The organism is Pseudomonas sp. NPDC087614 (assembly GCF_044743485.1).
Lineage (GTDB): Bacteria > Pseudomonadota > Gammaproteobacteria > Pseudomonadales > Pseudomonadaceae > Aquipseudomonas > Aquipseudomonas baetica_A.
In genome coordinates, this window is sequence record NZ_JBIUWN010000105.1 from 1 (window position 1) to 15,131 (window position 15,131).

Annotated in this window: 15 protein-coding genes, 1 pseudogene and 1 riboswitch; of the genes and pseudogenes, 8 read left to right on the forward strand and 8 right to left on the reverse strand. The window is 58.9% G+C overall.

Features of this window, described 5'->3' with window-relative positions:
* Positions 1-793: adenosylhomocysteinase (locus ACIOWA_RS25460; protein ID WP_401162535.1), on the reverse strand; the 793-nt coding region annotated here is incomplete at its 3' end.
* Between the two features lie 23 nt (positions 794-816).
* Positions 817-916: riboswitch (S-adenosyl-L-homocysteine riboswitch) on the reverse strand.
* 197 nt (positions 917-1,113) lie between these two features.
* Here ACIOWA_RS25460 and ACIOWA_RS25465 point away from each other — a divergent pair.
* Both ACIOWA_RS25465 and ACIOWA_RS25470 read left to right on the forward strand, forming a co-directional pair.
* Positions 1,114-1,521, forward strand: coding sequence for a hotdog domain-containing protein (locus ACIOWA_RS25465; protein WP_221732351.1), 408 nt, complete (start codon positions 1,114-1,116; stop codon positions 1,519-1,521).
* A gap of 162 nt (positions 1,522-1,683) precedes the next feature.
* Entirely contained in the window at positions 1,684-2,565 is an 882-nt protein-coding gene (locus tag ACIOWA_RS25470) for a formate/nitrite transporter family protein (protein WP_401162537.1), read from the forward strand.
* Between the two features lie 11 nt (positions 2,566-2,576).
* On the opposite strand, the gene ACIOWA_RS25475 is transcribed toward ACIOWA_RS25470, so the two are convergent.
* Entirely contained in the window at positions 2,577-3,437 is an 861-nt protein-coding gene (locus ACIOWA_RS25475; protein ID WP_339430314.1) for a LysR substrate-binding domain-containing protein, read from the reverse strand.
* A gap of 111 nt (positions 3,438-3,548) precedes the next feature.
* On the opposite strand from ACIOWA_RS25475, the gene ACIOWA_RS25480 reads away from it, so the two are divergent.
* Together ACIOWA_RS25480 and ACIOWA_RS25485 are read left to right on the forward strand one after the other, a co-directional pair.
* Positions 3,549-3,962 (forward strand): VOC family protein, encoded by a 414-nt coding sequence (locus tag ACIOWA_RS25480; protein WP_339430313.1) that lies wholly within the window; start codon positions 3,549-3,551, stop codon positions 3,960-3,962.
* A 58-nt stretch (positions 3,963-4,020) separates the two neighbouring features.
* On the forward strand, positions 4,021-5,304 hold the full coding sequence (locus ACIOWA_RS25485) for an amidase (RefSeq protein WP_339507464.1): 1,284 nt from the start codon (positions 4,021-4,023) through the stop codon (positions 5,302-5,304).
* Between the two features lie 83 nt (positions 5,305-5,387).
* Here ACIOWA_RS25485 and ACIOWA_RS25490 read toward each other — a convergent pair whose 3' ends face one another.
* On the reverse strand, positions 5,388-6,650 hold the full coding sequence (locus ACIOWA_RS25490) for a sodium:proton antiporter (protein WP_339430311.1): 1,263 nt from the start codon (positions 6,648-6,650) through the stop codon (positions 5,388-5,390).
* A 272-nt stretch (positions 6,651-6,922) separates the two neighbouring features.
* On the opposite strand from ACIOWA_RS25490, the gene ACIOWA_RS25495 reads away from it, so the two are divergent.
* Positions 6,923-7,756 (forward strand): EamA family transporter, encoded by an 834-nt coding sequence (locus ACIOWA_RS25495; protein ID WP_401162540.1) that lies wholly within the window; start codon positions 6,923-6,925, stop codon positions 7,754-7,756.
* Positions 7,757-7,794: 38 nt separating this feature from the next.
* Positions 7,795-8,178, forward strand: a complete 384-nt coding sequence (locus ACIOWA_RS25500; protein ID WP_339430309.1) for an MAPEG family protein — start codon at positions 7,795-7,797, stop codon at positions 8,176-8,178.
* 98 nt (positions 8,179-8,276) lie between these two features.
* On the opposite strand, the gene ACIOWA_RS25505 is transcribed toward ACIOWA_RS25500, so the two are convergent.
* A complete protein-coding gene (locus ACIOWA_RS25505; protein ID WP_339430308.1) occupies positions 8,277-9,461 on the reverse strand; it encodes an MltA domain-containing protein in 1,185 nt (394 codons plus the stop codon).
* Between the two features lie 128 nt (positions 9,462-9,589).
* Between ACIOWA_RS25505 and ACIOWA_RS25510 the strand changes: the two genes are divergently transcribed.
* Positions 9,590-10,039: a cytochrome c gene (locus ACIOWA_RS25510; RefSeq protein ID WP_339464488.1), complete on the forward strand. Its 450-nt coding sequence runs from the start codon at positions 9,590-9,592 to the stop codon at positions 10,037-10,039.
* Positions 10,040-10,101: 62 nt separating this feature from the next.
* Here the strand turns inward: ACIOWA_RS25510 and ACIOWA_RS25515 are convergent, their stop codons facing one another.
* From ACIOWA_RS25515 to ACIOWA_RS25530, 4 genes are all read right to left on the reverse strand, one after another.
* Positions 10,102-10,497 (reverse strand): DUF1090 domain-containing protein, encoded by a 396-nt coding sequence (locus ACIOWA_RS25515; RefSeq protein WP_339430306.1) that lies wholly within the window; start codon positions 10,495-10,497, stop codon positions 10,102-10,104.
* A 97-nt stretch (positions 10,498-10,594) separates the two neighbouring features.
* Positions 10,595-12,271 carry an NAD-dependent DNA ligase LigB gene (gene ligB, locus ACIOWA_RS25520; RefSeq protein WP_401162543.1) on the reverse strand — a complete coding sequence of 559 codons (1,677 nt, stop codon included), beginning with the start codon at positions 12,269-12,271 and terminating at the stop codon, positions 10,595-10,597.
* A gap of 232 nt (positions 12,272-12,503) precedes the next feature.
* Entirely contained in the window at positions 12,504-13,694 is a 1,191-nt protein-coding gene (gene metK, locus ACIOWA_RS25525) for a methionine adenosyltransferase (protein ID WP_401162545.1), read from the reverse strand.
* 18 nt (positions 13,695-13,712) lie between these two features.
* Entirely contained in the window at positions 13,713-14,708 is a 996-nt protein-coding gene (locus ACIOWA_RS25530) for a metalloregulator ArsR/SmtB family transcription factor (protein ID WP_339430303.1), read from the reverse strand.
* A gap of 259 nt (positions 14,709-14,967) precedes the next feature.
* Between ACIOWA_RS25530 and ACIOWA_RS25535 the strand changes: the two are divergent.
* A pseudogene (locus ACIOWA_RS25535) lies at positions 14,968-15,131 on the forward strand (transketolase); the annotation flags it as partial.

Sequence of the window (15,131 nt, forward strand, 5' to 3'; positions counted from 1 at the left end):
AACCGTCCATGCAGGCTTGCATGGCGCAGATCGGGTCAACTTCGGAGACCTTGACGATCATGCCTTCCTGACGCAGGGACTGGGCCGAGCCCTTGCCCACGTCACCGTAACCGATGACCAGCGCTTGCTTGCCGGACAGCAGGTGGTCGGTACCGCGCTTGATCGCGTCGTTCAGGCTGTGACGGCAGCCGTACTTGTTGTCGTTCTTGGACTTGGTCACCGAGTCGTTGACGTTGATGGCCGGGATTTTCAGCTCGCCCTTGGCCAGCATGTCCAGCAGACGGTGTACGCCGGTGGTGGTTTCTTCGGTCACGCCGTGAACGCGATCCAGAACCTGCGGGTACTTGTCGTGCAGCAGTTGAGTCAGGTCGCCGCCGTCGTCGAGGATCATGTTGGCGTCCCATGGCGCGCCATCCTTCAGGATGGTCTGCTCCAGGCACCACTCGTACTCTTCTTCAGTTTCGCCTTTCCAGGCGAAAACCGGGATGCCGGCCGCAGCGATAGCGGCAGCGGCCTGATCCTGAGTCGAGAAGATGTTGCACGACGACCAGCGTACTTCGGCACCCAGGGCAACCAGGGTTTCGATCAGCACGGCAGTCTGAATGGTCATGTGGATGCAGCCGAGGATCTTGGCGCCTTTCAACGGCTGTTCGCCGGAGTATTTGCGACGCAGACCCATCAGGGCTGGCATTTCCGATTCGGCGATGATGGTTTCGCGACGGCCCCAGGCAGCCAGGGACATGTCGGCCACTTTGTAATCGTTAAAATCTGCAGGCGTGATAACAGCGCTCATGAAGAGCCTCCATTCGTAATGTATGCGAATGGGCGCCGTTGTGCGTTTAGTGTCTGGCTTAAGGCCAGTCAACGCCCCATCCGAGCCTGACAGGTTGAACCTGCTGCAGCGCCCCTCGGACAGGTGGCGGGAAAACGGTAGCAAGTGAACGTTACCGTTTTGAAACGGGGGCGATTATAGCTGTCTAGACTGATCTTCCAAAGGCTTTCTGTCGGCCAAATGAAGATCGCCAATGGCGACCATAGTCGAAGGCTCATGGAGCATGACCGATCAGTCTGCCAAGATGGCGCCCATCTTTCGGCAAATGCTCAGGAGTGAACATGAATTTCCACACCCGCAAATGGGTAAAACCCGAAGACCTCAACCCCAACGGCACGCTGTTCGGCGGCAGCCTGTTGCGCTGGATCGACGAAGAAGCGGCGATTTACGCCATCGTCCAGTTGGGCAATCAGCGCGTGGTGACCAAGTACATCTCCGAAATCAACTTTGTCAGCGCCTCGCGTCAGGGCGACATCATTGAGCTGGGCATCACCGCCACCGAGTTCGGCCGCACCTCGATCACGCTCACGTGCGAAGTGCGCAACAAGATCAGCCGCAAGAGCATTCTCACCGTCGAGAAAATGGTCTTTGTGAACCTGGGGGAAGACGGCTTGCCGGCCCCGCATGGGCGGACCGAGATCAAGTACGTCAAAGACCAGTTCAAGGACGATGAACGGGTCACTCCGTAACATCGGCAGCGAGCAAGTCACGCTCCCGCAGTTTCAGCGCAGCCCCTGTGGGAGCGGGCTTGCCCGCGAGGGCGGTGTGGCAGGCGGCGAAGATTTTCCCGCCTACTGAACAGCCATGAGCGCCGGAGGTCGTAGCTAAAAGCCCCCACCGGTTCCGACGCTATGACAACCCCTACAGACGGCAAGACCCCTGACCTCTCGGCCAAAGAGCAAGACGATGTCAAGGAAAGCCAACCGCCCCGTGCGGCGGTGCTGCACGAAATCATTCGCTCCCAAGGTGATCATGAACTGGAGCGCAGCATCGCTGCGTTGTGGTGGTCGGCGCTGGCCGCCGGGCTGACCATGGGGTTGTCGCTCATGGCCATGGGCTTGCTCAACTCTCGCCTGCCCGACGGTGAAGCGTTCAAGGTGATTGCCAGCTTCGGCTACTGCGCCGGCTTCCTCGCGGTCATTCTCGCCCGCCAGCAACTGTTCACCGAAAACACCCTGACTGCCGTGTTGCCGGTGATGAGCAAACCCTCCCTGGCCAACTTTGCTCGTCTGATCCGCCTGTGGACAGTGGTGTTGGTCGGCAACTTGTGCGGCACCATTCTGGTGGCTTACGGAATGCTGGAACTGCCGATTTTCGATAACAACACGGACCTGGCCTTTCTCGAAATCGGTCGCAAGGTCATGGAAAACCAGCCAAGCCAGATGTTTGCCAAAGGCATCGTATCCGGCTGGATGATCGCCACCATGGTCTGGATGATTCCGTCCATGGAGAGCGCGAAGATCTGGATCATCATCCTCATCACTTACCTCATGGCGCTCGGCGATTTCACCCATATCGTGGTGGGTTCGGCAGAAGTGTCGTATCTGGTGTTTGCCGGCGAGTTGCCGTGGAGTGATTTCTGGATGGTGTTCGCAGGGCCGACGCTGGCCGGGAACATCATTGGCGGTAGCTTCATCTTCGCGCTGATCAGTCATGCGCAAATCCGTAGCGAAAGCCGGCCAGTGAAATCCGCCGCCCCTGACGACGCTTGTGGCAAATCGAAGAAGGATTGAGTGCGGTCAGGCTAGGCGGTTGAAAGTGCCTTGCACAAAGCGCTCATCATGTTCGGCCGGTCAGTCTGAACATAGCTGATCAGCGCGATCTCTCGGTCATACCGATCATTGCCAACCCGGCTCACGGCACATTTATGGCCCCATTGTTCAAAGCCCGACCAATAAGGCACGAGGCTCACGCCAAGACCTCCAGTCACGAGCATGGCGATGGTCTCCAATGCATCCAGATCTACCAACGGCGTCGGTATCAATCCATGGTCCGCCAAATAATGTTCGGCATGCCGCCCACCCCACGAATCAGGATCGTAGCGGATGTACGGTTGGGTCATCAGTTGGGTCGGGATGCTATCGGCGCACTCTTGCTTCGACAGAAACACCAGAGGTTCCTTGCGTAGCGATACCGCCTGCAGGGCTTTAGGCAACTCAAACGGCGGAACGACGAGGATCGCAGCGTCCACTTCTCCCGAAAGAAGCGCTTGATACAACGACCGCGATGTTCCGGGCACGATGACCGGCGTGAGCCCCGGCGCCAACTCGGTCAGTGCTCGCAATGCCCCGGGTAGCAGCCCCGTGAGAACAGTAGAAACAGCGCCTATTCTCAACTGCCCGGTAAGCCCCCGCACGTCAGCATCTGCGGCCAGTAATTCGATTTCGCGAACGATGCGTTTAGCTCTGGGCAATAAACCAAGGCAGGCTTGACTCGGCTTGGCTGCGTGCCCGACGCGAGATAGCAGCTCAAAACCGAGTTGCCGTTCGAGCACGAGCACTCGCTGGCTGATCGCCGCTGCCGTCAACCCTTCGATGCGTGCGGCATGTGCTATGGAGCCTGATTCCACGACGGCGATGAGGCTCTTCAAGTAACGCGTATCCATAAGAAATACTTTCGATATCGAAAAAATTACATGCTATCTCTTTTGATATAAATCGCACAGTCTTCAACTCGCCAGTTATTTCCGTCTTCCGGCGACCTTCAGGAGCTACCTATGCAATCTATTTTTCATGTTGCTATTCACGTCAGCGATCTGGAACTTTCCCGCCAGTTCTATGGTGAGTTGCTGGGATGTGAGGAAGGTCGTAGCACCGATACCTGGGTCGATTTCAATTTTTTCGGGCATCAATTGTCGTTGCATTTGGGAGAGCCCTTTAGGGTAACTAACACAGGGAAAGTAGGTGAGCACGACGTACCGATGCCCCATCTTGGCGTGATACTCGAGATGTCGGACTGGATTGTTTTAAAAGACCGTTTGATCAAAGGCCGAGTGAATTTTGTTCTACCCCCCAGCATTCGTTTTCCAGGAGAGCCTGGTGAGCAAGCAACCATGTTTTTTCTGGATCCCGCCGCAAATCCTATCGAGATAAAAGGCTTCACTGACTTGCAGTCAGTTTTTGCCGCTTGAAGTTTCCATGTAGTGCACTCCCATCAAGTGCTTTTCGAAGGGAAGCCCAAGGAGCGATATGCAAACTTTTAATAACGCAGACGCCACTGCTATTTCGCACATGGTGCGTTCTGGTGTCGTGAGCGCAGAAACGGTCGCCGAGCACTTTCTTGAATGTGTCGAATCGCAAGAGCGAAGCATAAATGCGTTTGTGTCCTTCGACCCGGACAAGGTGCGCAGTCAAGCTTGCCAATTAAAAAACAGCGATGCGAAAGGCCTCCTGGCGGGTGTGCCCGTGGGGGTCAAAGACATCTTTGACACCCTGGATCATCCCACCCGTTTTTACTCCCCCATCTATGAGGACAACCGGCCTTCGCGTGACGCTCATGTCGTCGCGCTTCTGCGCCAGGCCGGAGCCGTCATCATGGGCAAGACCCATACCACCGAATTCGCTTACATGCATACCGGTCCAACCCGCAACCCACATGATCTTGACAGAACTCCAGGAAGTTCAAGTGCCGGTTCGGCAGCGGGAATGGCGGCAGGCTTTTTTCCAATCGCATTGGGCTCACAGACAGCCGGATCATTGATCAAGCCAGCATCCTATTGCGCACTGTATGCGTTCAAACCTTCGTATGGGTTGATTTCTCTAGAGGGGGTCAAACCCTTGGCGCCGAGCTTCGATACGGTGGGTTGGTATGGCCGCTCCGTGCGTGATCTGGAACTGATGGCTCAAGTCTTGATCCCCGGTTTGGCCAAGGGTGTTAATGATCGTCGTTTATGTAAGTTCGGCTTCTGTCGTACCGCCCGTTGGGATCAGGTCGACGAGGATGTGGCGCAATCACTGGACGCTGCTGTTGAAGAACTGAGATTGGCGGGACATCAAGTGAGCGAGGTGTTGCTGCCTGAGGAGTTTGCTGCGGTATTTGATGACCATCTGCTGATAAACGATTGCGAGGGCGCTCGTTCATTGGCCAAAGAACTGCAAGCACATCCTGACAAACTAAGTGAAGAATTATTGGCCATGATCGAGCGCGCCAGTCTGACGACGTGGGAGCAAGAGTCAGCGGCAAAGAAGCGTTTGGCAACGTTGGCCACGGTGTTGGAACCGATATTCGAGCCTTTCGATGCCGTCCTGGGGGCAAGTTGTGGCATCGTCGCTCCGAAGGGCCTGGGCGCTACCGGACCTTCCGATTTCAGCAAATTCTGGATGGCGTTTGGCTTGCCTCAAATTAACCTCCCTCTGGTTCGCGATATCGGGGCGTTACCCGCAGGGCTTCAAATGATTGGAAGTTTTAGAGGCGACAGCATTCTGTTACACGCTGCCGAGCAGGTTGATGCGGTGCTGAGAGCTGCTGGTTAATACGCAGGCGCTGTGGCATCTGCTCGGGATGCTGAGCAGGCCGTCGCAGAGCGAGTGCTCTGCGAAGGTGCCTGATTGAGCTGTCAGTGTGCTGAATCGGCAGCGCTGACGTTCTGTGCACGGGTCACCCCGCGAACGACGCGGCCAATGGTCAGGCCCTGAAGCAGGATCGATGACAGCACCACGATGTAGGTGATGCTCAGCAGCAGATCACGCTCTTGCCCCAGTGGCAGCGACAGCGCCAGGGCCACCGAGACCCCGCCGCGCAACCCGCCCCACGTCAGCACGCGGATGGTACCGCGTGGCACGGTGCGCCAGCGCCGCAACAGCAGGATCGCTGGGGCCACGGTGAGCAAGCGCGACAGCAGGATCGCCACCGCCAGCAAGCTCGCCGCTGCTACGTGCAACCAGTTGAACGGCAGCAACAACAGCTCCATGCCGATCAGCGCGAACAGCAGGGCGTTGAGCATGTCATCGAGCAACTCCCAGAAGCCGTCGAGGTATTTGCGCGTCATGTCGTTCATCGCCAGGTTGCGGCCCAGGTTGCCGATGATCAGTCCGGCAACCACCATCGCAATCGGTGCCGAAACATGCAACTCACTGGCCATCGCCGAGCCGCCGATCACCAGTGCCAAGGTCAGCATCACTTCGATCTGGTGCTGCTCGATGCTCTTGATCATCAGATAGACCAGATAACCGATCAGCCCACCGAACAGCACGCCGCCGATGGCTTCGTGAGCGAACAGCATGGCCGTGGCGCTGACGGTCGGGGTTTCGCCGAGTTGGGCAATGCCCAGCAGCACGGTAAACACCACGACGGCGGTACCGTCGTTGAACAGCGACTCGCCGACGATGGTGGTTTTCAGTGGTTTCGAGGCATTGGCGGTACGCAATACACCGAGCACCGCGATCGGGTCGGTGGGCGAAATCAGCGCACCGAACAACAGGCAGTAGAGGAAACTCACGTGCCAGCCGAACAGCGCGAAAATGTAGTAGGCAAGGCTGCCGATCAGCGTGGTAGCGATCAAGACACCAACGGTTGCCAACAGACCGATAGGCCAGCGATAGCTGCGCAGGTCATTCAGATTGACGTGCAAGGCGCCGGCGAACAGCAGGAACGACAGCATCCAGTTCATCAGCAGATCGCCGAAGTCGATCTGGCCGATCAGTTGCTGCACACGCTCTTCGAGGCCGGGATAGCCGAGCACGCTGAGCCCCTGTAGCAGCAAGGAAAACATCAGTGCGGTCACCATCACGCCGATGGTCGGCGGCAGGCCGATGAAGCGGAAGTTGACGAAGGTGAGCAGGGTGGTGAGGCAGATGAAAGCGGCTACGAGCTCGAGCATCCGGGGTCCTTGGGATGAGGTGTGGAAAGACAGCGCACCGATTCTTCAGTGCAAGGGTTGGATGGGCTGAATCAGGCTGGGGACACAGTGAGGTGTGATCCGATGAAGAGACCTTCACCCCGGCCCTCTCCCGGAGGGAAAGGAGCCGGTGCTGTTTATCAGTGTGCAATGGAGTGCGGCGTGATCGCTTGCGGTATAAACAGTTGCTGATATATCACGCATCCATAACCTGACTGACGGGTGCAGGGTCAACCACAAAAAAGGAGTGGGGTGTGCTGGCGACGGCTCTGGTGTTGATAGCGGCGCTGCTGCATGCGGCGTGGAATACCCTGATCAAATTCAGCGCCGAGCGGCTGCTGGTGGTGGCGTGCATGGACAGCGTGGCGCTGTTGTTTGTCGCTGTCGCGTTGCCCTTTGTGAGCTTGCCTCCCGCAGACATCTGGCCGTGGATTCTGGCTTCGGCAGCTTTTGAACTGCTGTATCGCTATCTGCTGATTCAGGCGTATCGGGTCGGCGACCTCGGGCTGGTCTATCCGCTGATGCGTGGTTTGTCGCCGCTGGTGGTGCTGGCGCTGACGCTGATCTTTGCCGGTGAGGAACTCAGCACTCAGCAGATATTCGGCATCATGCTGATTCCGTTCGGGATGGCATGCCTGCTGTGGCAGGGCGGCGGCGGTAAACATTTACCGTGGTCGATGCTGCCCGTGGTGGCGCTTATCGGCCTGTGCATTGGTTGCTACACCTACATCGATGGTCAAGCGTTGCGGCGCTGGTCGCATCCGCTGGATTACCTGGTCTGGGTCACGCTGCTCAGCGCTTGGCCATTTCCCTTGCTGGCGTGGGCCGCCAAGCGCTCGGCGTTCATACAGTTCTGGCGTGAGCAATGGAAGTTGGGGCTGGCGGTCGGGTTCTGCGTATTGTTCAGCTACGCTCTGGTGCTGTGGGCGATGCAATTGGGCTCGATTGCCGAGGCAGCGGCGTTGCGCGAGATCAGCGTGATCCTGGTGGTGCTGTTCGGCATGCGTTATCTGAAAGAACCTTTCGGTCGGCCGCGGCTCTTAGCCTGTGGGCTGGTGCTGATCGGCATGCTGGTCATGAAGTTCTGACCGCCCGCAAACCCTATCACTCGAAAAAGGATGGCGTTATGACGGTGGCTTTATGGTGTGTGTTGATCGCGATCTTTTTGCCGTATGTGTGCACGATTGTGGCCAAGGTCTCGGGCGGTTTCAGGCTGAGCGACAATCATGATCCCCGGGATTTTCTCGACAGCGTCGGTGGCGTAGCCCGGCGGGCGCATGCGGCGCAGATGAACAGCTTTGAGGTGATGCCGGCGTTTGCGGCGGCGGTGATCGTTGCGCATCTGGTGGGCACGGCGCAGTTGGTGACGGTCAATGTGCTGGCGGTGCTGTTTATCACCAGTCGCCTGCTTTACATCATCTGCTATCTGGCGGACTGGGCGATTTTGCGGTCGCTGGTGTGGTTTGTCGGGATGGGATTGATTGCTTCGTTCTTCTTTGTGTCGATCTGATTCTGGGGTGTGGCTGCTGGCTCTTCGCGAGCAGGCCCGCACCCACGGGGATGTATTCCAACTGTGGGAGCGGGCTTGCTCGCGAAAGCGCGAGTAACCTAAGGTTTGTTTTTGGCTGTGTCTGCCACCTGCGGCACTTGTGGCAACGCGACACCTTTGGGCCAGAGCATCCAGATCTGCCCCTGCTGCTTCATGTCCCCGGCCAGTTGCCCGGCTGCATCGCCAGTGCCCCAGAACAGATCTGCACGAACTTCGCCGGCAATCGCGCCGCCGGTATCCTGCGCCGCCACTGGCCGCACCAAAGCCGTGCCGTCCGGACGGGTGGTCGACAGCCACAACAGGCTGCCCAACGGAATGACCTTGCGATCTACCGCCGCGCTATAACCGGCCGTCAGTGGCACGTTCAACGACCCGCGCGGGCCTTCATTGCTGTCCGGGTTGCGCGTGAAGAACACGTAGCTCGGGTTGCTGGCCAGCAGTTCCGGGATGCGCGAAGGGTTGGCCTTGGCCCAGTTGCTGATCGCACCCATGGTGACGTCTTCTTTCTTCAACTCGCCTTGCTCGACCAGCCAGCGGCCGATTGGTCGGTACGGGTGACCGTTCTGGTCGGCGTAGGCGATACGCAGTTGTTTGCCGTCCGCCGTCTGTATCCGCCCGGAACCCTGGATCTGCAGGAATTGCAGATTCATCGGGTCGGTGAGGTAAGCCACCACGGGTGCTTTCACGCCCTTGGATTCGATGGTTGCGGCATCGTCATACGGCTTGAGCACCCGGCCTTCGAGGCGACCGCGCAGACGCTTGCCCTTGAGTTCAGGATAAATGCTGTCGAGGGAGACGATGATCATGTCCTCCGGTACGCCGTACACCGGCACATTGGCCGTTTCGGTTGGCGTCAGGCTGCCGGGGTAGACCGGTTCGTAGTAACCGGTGATCAAGCCGTTGGGGTTGTCGTTCTCGGCGCGCAAGCCGAACACGTCGAGGTTCTGCTTGAGGAACGCGCGGATCTCCTTGGCGCTCTGCGAAACATTGGTCGCCGCTGCGCAGGTGGCGCCCCAGACCGGATCTGCCTTGAGTCGGGTGCAAGCGCTGCGCCACGAACCGAAACCGGCCACCAGATCGCTGTCGGACACGGCCGGCAATGCTTCCCACGTTGCGCTGGAGTAAGTGGCCAAGGCGTGGGTTTTCGGTTTGGCGTCGTCGCCGCCGGTACAACCAGCCAGCATTGCCAGCAGCGCAAGCGTTGCGATCAGCGGGTGACGCCAGGCTTTTAAACGGCTGTTCATGGAGTGATTCCTGTGCTGGCTGCCCGAGAGCTCCATGCGCTCAAGCAATCCGTATTTTTAATAGGGCTATTGGTGTTTGTCGGTGAGGCGAGGATACTGGCCGCCGAATTCCGTGACCTGAAGCCACCATGACTCTTAAAAGAATTTCTGTTGTATTGCTGGCCTGTCTGACCTTGTCCGCCTGCGGCGGTGTCGATCCGAATTCCCCGCTGGGTCAACGCAAAGCGATCTTCAAACAAATGCTCAAGACCAGTGAAAACCTGGGCGGCATGTTGCGTGGGCGCGTTCCGTTCGACGGACCGAAGTTCGCCGAAGGTGCCGTCAAGCTCGATGCGTTGTCCCATGAGCCCTGGAAGCATTTCCCGCAAGTTCGCGAAGAAGATCACACCAGCGCCAAGGACGATGTCTGGCAGAACCAGGCCCGTTTTCAGGAAATGGCCCGTACCCTTGAAGCGGCGACCGGTGAACTGGTGATCGCCAGCCAGGTTCAGCCCTACAAGGCCAGTAACCTGGGGCCTGCGGTACAGAAAGTTGAAGATGCCTGCAGCGCTTGCCATAAAAAGTTTCGGGATCATTGATCTTTGTAGCCTGACGTCATCGCGGGCATGCTCGCGATGACGTCAGGCAGCTTGCCGGCTTCTTATTTATCGATTTCGTCCAGCGCTTCCTGCAATGCCTTGCGCGCCTCGGCCAGTTTGTCTTTGCGTTTGTTGATCTTCTCTGGATCGCCTTTCTTCATGGCTTTGTCCAGATCCGCCTGGCGCTTGCTGACGTCGTGTTTGGCATCGAGCACCTTGTTTTCGCGCTCTTTCTTCAGGCCGGCGTCGGTGCAATGTTCGGTGACTTCGCGCAGCGCCGTTTCCAGCCCTGTCTGCTGATCGGCATTGCCGCGCGACTTGGCCTGCTCGATCTGGTTCATGATGCCTTGCTTCTTGGCTGCGCAGCCGGTCAGGCCTGGAGCGTCTTCAGCGGCCATCACGGGGGCGGCCATCACACCGCAGAGGGTGAGCAGGGCAAGCGGTGCAAGAAATTTCATAAGAGCTCCATGTGCAAGGGCAATCGGGTCGGTTGGGCACTGCGCTGTTGGAGCGCCTCGGTGGCCGTTGGGTTCCCGGCGCGCCGGGTTTGCATGTTCAGAAACCGTCGATTCCGGCGGCGTGTAAGGTTTCGCTCAGTGCCTGCACCTGCGGTTCGCGGAAGAATGCGCTCAACTGCGCTGCGCGACCGGGGCCGATGCCGGGCTCTGCCTGCCATTGTGCGGTGTCGCGTTGTGCCAGCGCCTGCCATGAGTCAGCCAGTTGTGCCTGGCCGGTGGGCGGTAAGCCCAGCGCTTTGAGCCATCGTGCAAACGGTTGTTGCCGTGCACTGCGAAAACTGTCCATCAGGCGCACGCTGCTGCGTTCGCCAAAGCCGGCAATGTTAGCAAGCTCTGGCTCGTCGAGGGTCAACCAATCCAGCAGGTTGTTCAGACGGCCTGTTTCCAGAAGTTTCTCCCAAGTGCCCCGGCCGACCTGCGACATGGCCAGCCCCTGTTTGCCACTGAGCCACGTCAGGCGAGCGAGAAACTGGGTTTCGCAGCCCGCTGTCGGTTGCCAACAGCTGAGTGCGTGAAATTCGCTGGAGTCGGGGATGTAAATGTCTTCGCGTTCGGTCGTGCGCAGCACAACACGGTCGAGGCGCGGAATCGTCAGCCCGGCGAGACTGATTGCCACCTGATCGCCGGGGCGAATGTCCAGTTCCTGCCAGCGTTTCAGAGAGCTGGCGCTGACCCGTTTGATCTCCCGGTCGTCGAGCATGACGGGTGTCAGTTCGAGTACGGGGGTGATGCGCCCGGTGCGGCCGATGTTGAAGTTGACCTTGCGCACGTCGGCCAACGCTTGAGCGAACGGATACTTCCAGGCGATGGCCCAGTAGGGTGCACGCGCCTGCCAGCGCTCGGCGGACGGCCGCTGGCTTTGGCGCAGAACGACGCCATCGCTGGCAAACGGCAGGGGCGAGCGGTACCAGTGATCGCGCCACTTCTGCGCGTCTGCGAGGTGGGCGACGGGATGGCTGTATCGCTCGGTCGAGGCGAAACCCAGTGTCGCCAGGGTGGATGTTCGTTCGGCCAGATCCAAAGGCCCTTGCGGCCAGTCCCAGACGAACAGTCCGATCCCGGCGGCTTGCTCCGAACTCAGGGCTTTGCGGCCCATCAGTCCGGCGACGATTGCGCGGGCGTTGACGCTGCCGGCGCGTGCTTGAACATGCTCGCTCAGTCGCCAATAGAGTTCGCCTTGCACGAGCAAATCCAGCGGTTGCTTGAGTTGTTGAGGAATGGCGCCGATCTTGCGCGCCGATGCGGTCCAGTCCTGCCCGCTGATGCCGTCTCCCCGACTGATCGCCTGGTGCAAACGTCCGCCGCGATACATCAGCGTCACTGCAACGCCATCGACCTTGGGCTGTACCCAGACATCCTTGCGATCCCGAAGCCAGGCCTCAACGGCTTCGGCTTTATGAAGTTTGTCCAGGCCGGTATGGGCGACGGGGTGCGCCACTGTGCCAGAGGCTGTGCGCAAAGGCGCGGCAGTCAATGGCAAGTTGAAGCACTGGCGCCAATCGCTTAGTCGCAAGCGTGATTGGTCGTAGAGTTCGTCGGCAATCAATGAACGGCCTTGGCGGTGATAGGCGTCGTCCCATTGGTCGATCTGGTTTTGCAGGGTAGTGATTTCGCGTTGGGCTTGGGCCGGAGGCCAGTTCGGGCATTCGGCTTGGGCGTTGAAGCTGTGGAGCGTCAGCAGAAAAGTCATCAACAGGCGCAGTGTGGCAAACATCGTGAGCGTCCTTGCTCAAGGGGAGTGCTTGAAGGCTAGGCGAGGATTCCAGATTGGGTGTGTGGGGTGTTTTGCGGGGTGTTTCTGATCGGGAATTGATGTCGCCTGTTCGGGTGTCTTCGCGGGCAAGCCCGCTTGTGCAGGTGTATCGGTTGAATTCAGCCTCGCATTTGGGGCAAGAAAAAGCCCCGCACGGCGCGAACCGTGCGGGGCTTTTCATGCCGCCAGGGAATTACAGGCCGGCAGCAGAACGCAGGGTGTCGGCGCGGTCGGTTTTTTCCCAGGTGAAGGTGGTGAAGGTGTCTTCGCCAACCGTCTTGGTTTGCGGCGTGCGACCGAAGTGGCCGTACGCTGCGGTTTCCTGGTACATCGGGTGCAGCAGGTCCAGCATGGTGGTGATCGCGTATGGACGCAGGTCGAACACTTCACGCACCAGTTTGATGATCTTGTCATCGCTGATCTTGCCGGTGCCGAAGGTGTTCAGCGAGATCGACGTCGGCTGAGCCACACCAATGGCGTAGGACACCTGGATCTCGCAACGCTCGGCCAGGCCGGCAGCGACGATGTTCTTGGCAACATAACGGCCAGCGTAAGCCGCCGAACGGTCAACCTTCGAAGGATCTTTGCCGGAGAACGCGCCGCCGCCGTGACGGGCCATGCCGCCGTAGCTGTCGACGATGATCTTGCGACCGGTCAGGCCGCAGTCACCTACCGGGCCGCCAATGATGAACTGGCCGGTCGGGTTGATGTGGAACTGGGTGTCTTTGCTCAGCAGTTCGGCAGGCAGTACGTGCTTGACGATCAGCTCCATCACGCCTTCGCGCAGGTCTTTGTACGACACTTCAGGGTTGTGCTGGGTCGACAGGACAACCGCCTCGATACCGACAACCTTGCCACCTTCGTAACGGCAAGTGACTTGCGACTTGGCGTCTGGACGCAGCCAAGGCAGCAGACCCGATTTACGGGCTTCGGCCTGACGCTGCACCAGTTGGTGCGAGAAGGTGATCGGCGCTGGCATCAAAACGTCGGTTTCGTTGCTGGCGTAGCCGAACATCAGGCCTTGGTCGCCGGCGCCCTGATCTTCAGGCTTGGCGCGGTCAACACCCTGGTTGATGTCCGGGGATTGCTTGCCGATGATGTTCATCACGCCACAAGTGGCGCCGTCGAAGCCGACTTCGGAACTGGTGTAGCCGATGTCGCAGATCACGTCACGAACGATCTGCTCCAGGTCGACCCAGGCGCTGGTGGTCACTTCACCGGCAACGATGGCCACGCCGGTCTTGACCATGGTTTCCACCGCAACGCGTGCGTGTTTGTCCTGGGCAATAATGGCGTCCAGCACCGCATCGGAAATCTGGTCGGCGATTTTGTCCGGATGTCCTTCAGACACGGACTCGGAGGTGAAGAGGGAGTATTCGCTCATCTCGATGTTTTCCTGAATTTACCGATGGTGAGTGTCGCCAGCCGGTCGCTGAAAGTGGCGAACCTGGATCTGGAAACCATTACGTAAGCCTATATAGAGGCTTTCCCCGGGAACGAGTCCCGCAGCGGTGGCCCAACGGGCCAAATCATCCTGTTCAAACCCCAACCACAGATCACCGCAGGCCTCCCTGGCCCAACTCTGGTTGTGGCTACATAACTCTGTTACGAGCAAGCTACCGCCCGGTTGCAGCAGGTTGGCCATGTGCTTGAGCGCTTCGGCCGGCGCGGCGAAATGGTGCAAGACCATGTTCAGCACTACGCAATCGGCCTGAAGGCTGGAGCTGTTCAATGCATCGGCCAATTGCAGGCTGACGTTAGCCAGTTCTTCGCGAACGCATACCTGACGCGCCAGTTCGAGCATCGCCGGGCTGTTGTCCAGCGCGGTGACGGTGCTGAAGCGGCTGGCCAGTTCCGGCAGAAAAGCACCATCGCCGGGTCCGACTTCAATGGCCGTGGCAGCACCATTGAAGTTCAGTTTGTCGAGCAGGGCCAGCACGCTGTCGCGGTACTGCGGCAGGCCTGCAATCAAGTCTTGCTGGGCGCGGAATTTCTCCGCCACCCGGGCGAAAAAGTCCTGGCTGGCCGCCGCACGTTGTCCGTGAACCTGAGCGATGCGCGCCAAAACATCGGCGGGCAGGGTCAGGTTGTCGACTTCTTCTAACAATGCCGCGTGCAGTTTGCCGCCGAGCAGTTCGGTGTGGGGCAGGGCGCGGCGATAAAAGATCGCGTTGCCTTCGCGGCGGGTCGCCACCAGATCGGCCTGGGCCAGCACTTTAAGGTGATGGCTCATGCCCGACTGACCGATACCGAAGATTTGCGCCAGTTCCAGTACACCGAACGAATCGTTGGCCAGCGCGCGCAATACATTCAGCCGCAGCGGATCGCCGCCGGCCTTGCACAGGGCTGCCAGCTCGTCGCAATCATCATGTCGAATGGAAGGCGCGTGTAAGTTCATAGGGCAGGCAGTCTATTGATGGGCACAAAGCACTGCAAGGGCAATATCAAAAAGTTTTGATATTGCACGATAGATGGCACTTCTCGCTGAAGGGTTAACTCTACAAACCAGCAGCGGAAAGGTTTCACCCGCACAATCGGCCGCTAACCATGGGAAAAACGCCTCCGGATGACTATCTGTCATTGCCCCGAGGCGCTCCGGTGAGGGAAAATGCCCTCCTTTTTTCCGTTTCAATCTATTCACACCCAGGAGATCAGCGATGCCTAGCCGTCGTGAGCGTGCCAACGCCATTCGTGCCCTCAGCATGGATGCCGTGCAAAAAGCCAACAGCGGCCATCCCGGTGCCCCTATGGGTATGGCAGATATCGCCGAAGTACTTTGGCGCGACTACCATACCCATAGGGGCACCGGACCGGTTACGAC

What these genes read in the sequence shown, in the direction of transcription:
- ACIOWA_RS25510 (WP_339464488.1), top strand. Translation starts at nt 9,590, where the DNA reads ATGACTCTTAAAAGAATTTCTGTTGTATTGCTGGCCTGTCTGACCTTG.
- ACIOWA_RS25505 (WP_339430308.1), bottom strand. Translation starts at nt 9,461, where the DNA reads ATGAACAGCCGTTTAAAAGCCTGGCGTCACCCGCTGATCGCAACGCTT.
- ACIOWA_RS25480 (WP_339430313.1), top strand. Translation starts at nt 3,549, where the DNA reads ATGCAATCTATTTTTCATGTTGCTATTCACGTCAGCGATCTGGAACTT.
- ACIOWA_RS25490 (WP_339430311.1), bottom strand. Translation starts at nt 6,650, where the DNA reads ATGCTCGAGCTCGTAGCCGCTTTCATCTGCCTCACCACCCTGCTCACC.
- ACIOWA_RS25475 (WP_339430314.1), bottom strand. Translation starts at nt 3,437, where the DNA reads ATGGATACGCGTTACTTGAAGAGCCTCATCGCCGTCGTGGAATCAGGC.
- ACIOWA_RS25515 (WP_339430306.1), bottom strand. Translation starts at nt 10,497, where the DNA reads ATGAAATTTCTTGCACCGCTTGCCCTGCTCACCCTCTGCGGTGTGATG.
- ACIOWA_RS25485 (WP_339507464.1), top strand. Translation starts at nt 4,021, where the DNA reads ATGCAAACTTTTAATAACGCAGACGCCACTGCTATTTCGCACATGGTG.
- ACIOWA_RS25530 (WP_339430303.1), bottom strand. Translation starts at nt 14,708, where the DNA reads ATGAACTTACACGCGCCTTCCATTCGACATGATGATTGCGACGAGCTG.
- ACIOWA_RS25470 (WP_401162537.1), top strand. Translation starts at nt 1,684, where the DNA reads ATGACAACCCCTACAGACGGCAAGACCCCTGACCTCTCGGCCAAAGAG.
- metK (WP_401162545.1), bottom strand. Translation starts at nt 13,694, where the DNA reads ATGAGCGAATACTCCCTCTTCACCTCCGAGTCCGTGTCTGAAGGACAT.
- ACIOWA_RS25465 (WP_221732351.1), top strand. Translation starts at nt 1,114, where the DNA reads ATGAATTTCCACACCCGCAAATGGGTAAAACCCGAAGACCTCAACCCC.
- ligB (WP_401162543.1), bottom strand. Translation starts at nt 12,271, where the DNA reads ATGTTTGCCACACTGCGCCTGTTGATGACTTTTCTGCTGACGCTCCAC.
- ACIOWA_RS25500 (WP_339430309.1), top strand. Translation starts at nt 7,795, where the DNA reads ATGACGGTGGCTTTATGGTGTGTGTTGATCGCGATCTTTTTGCCGTAT.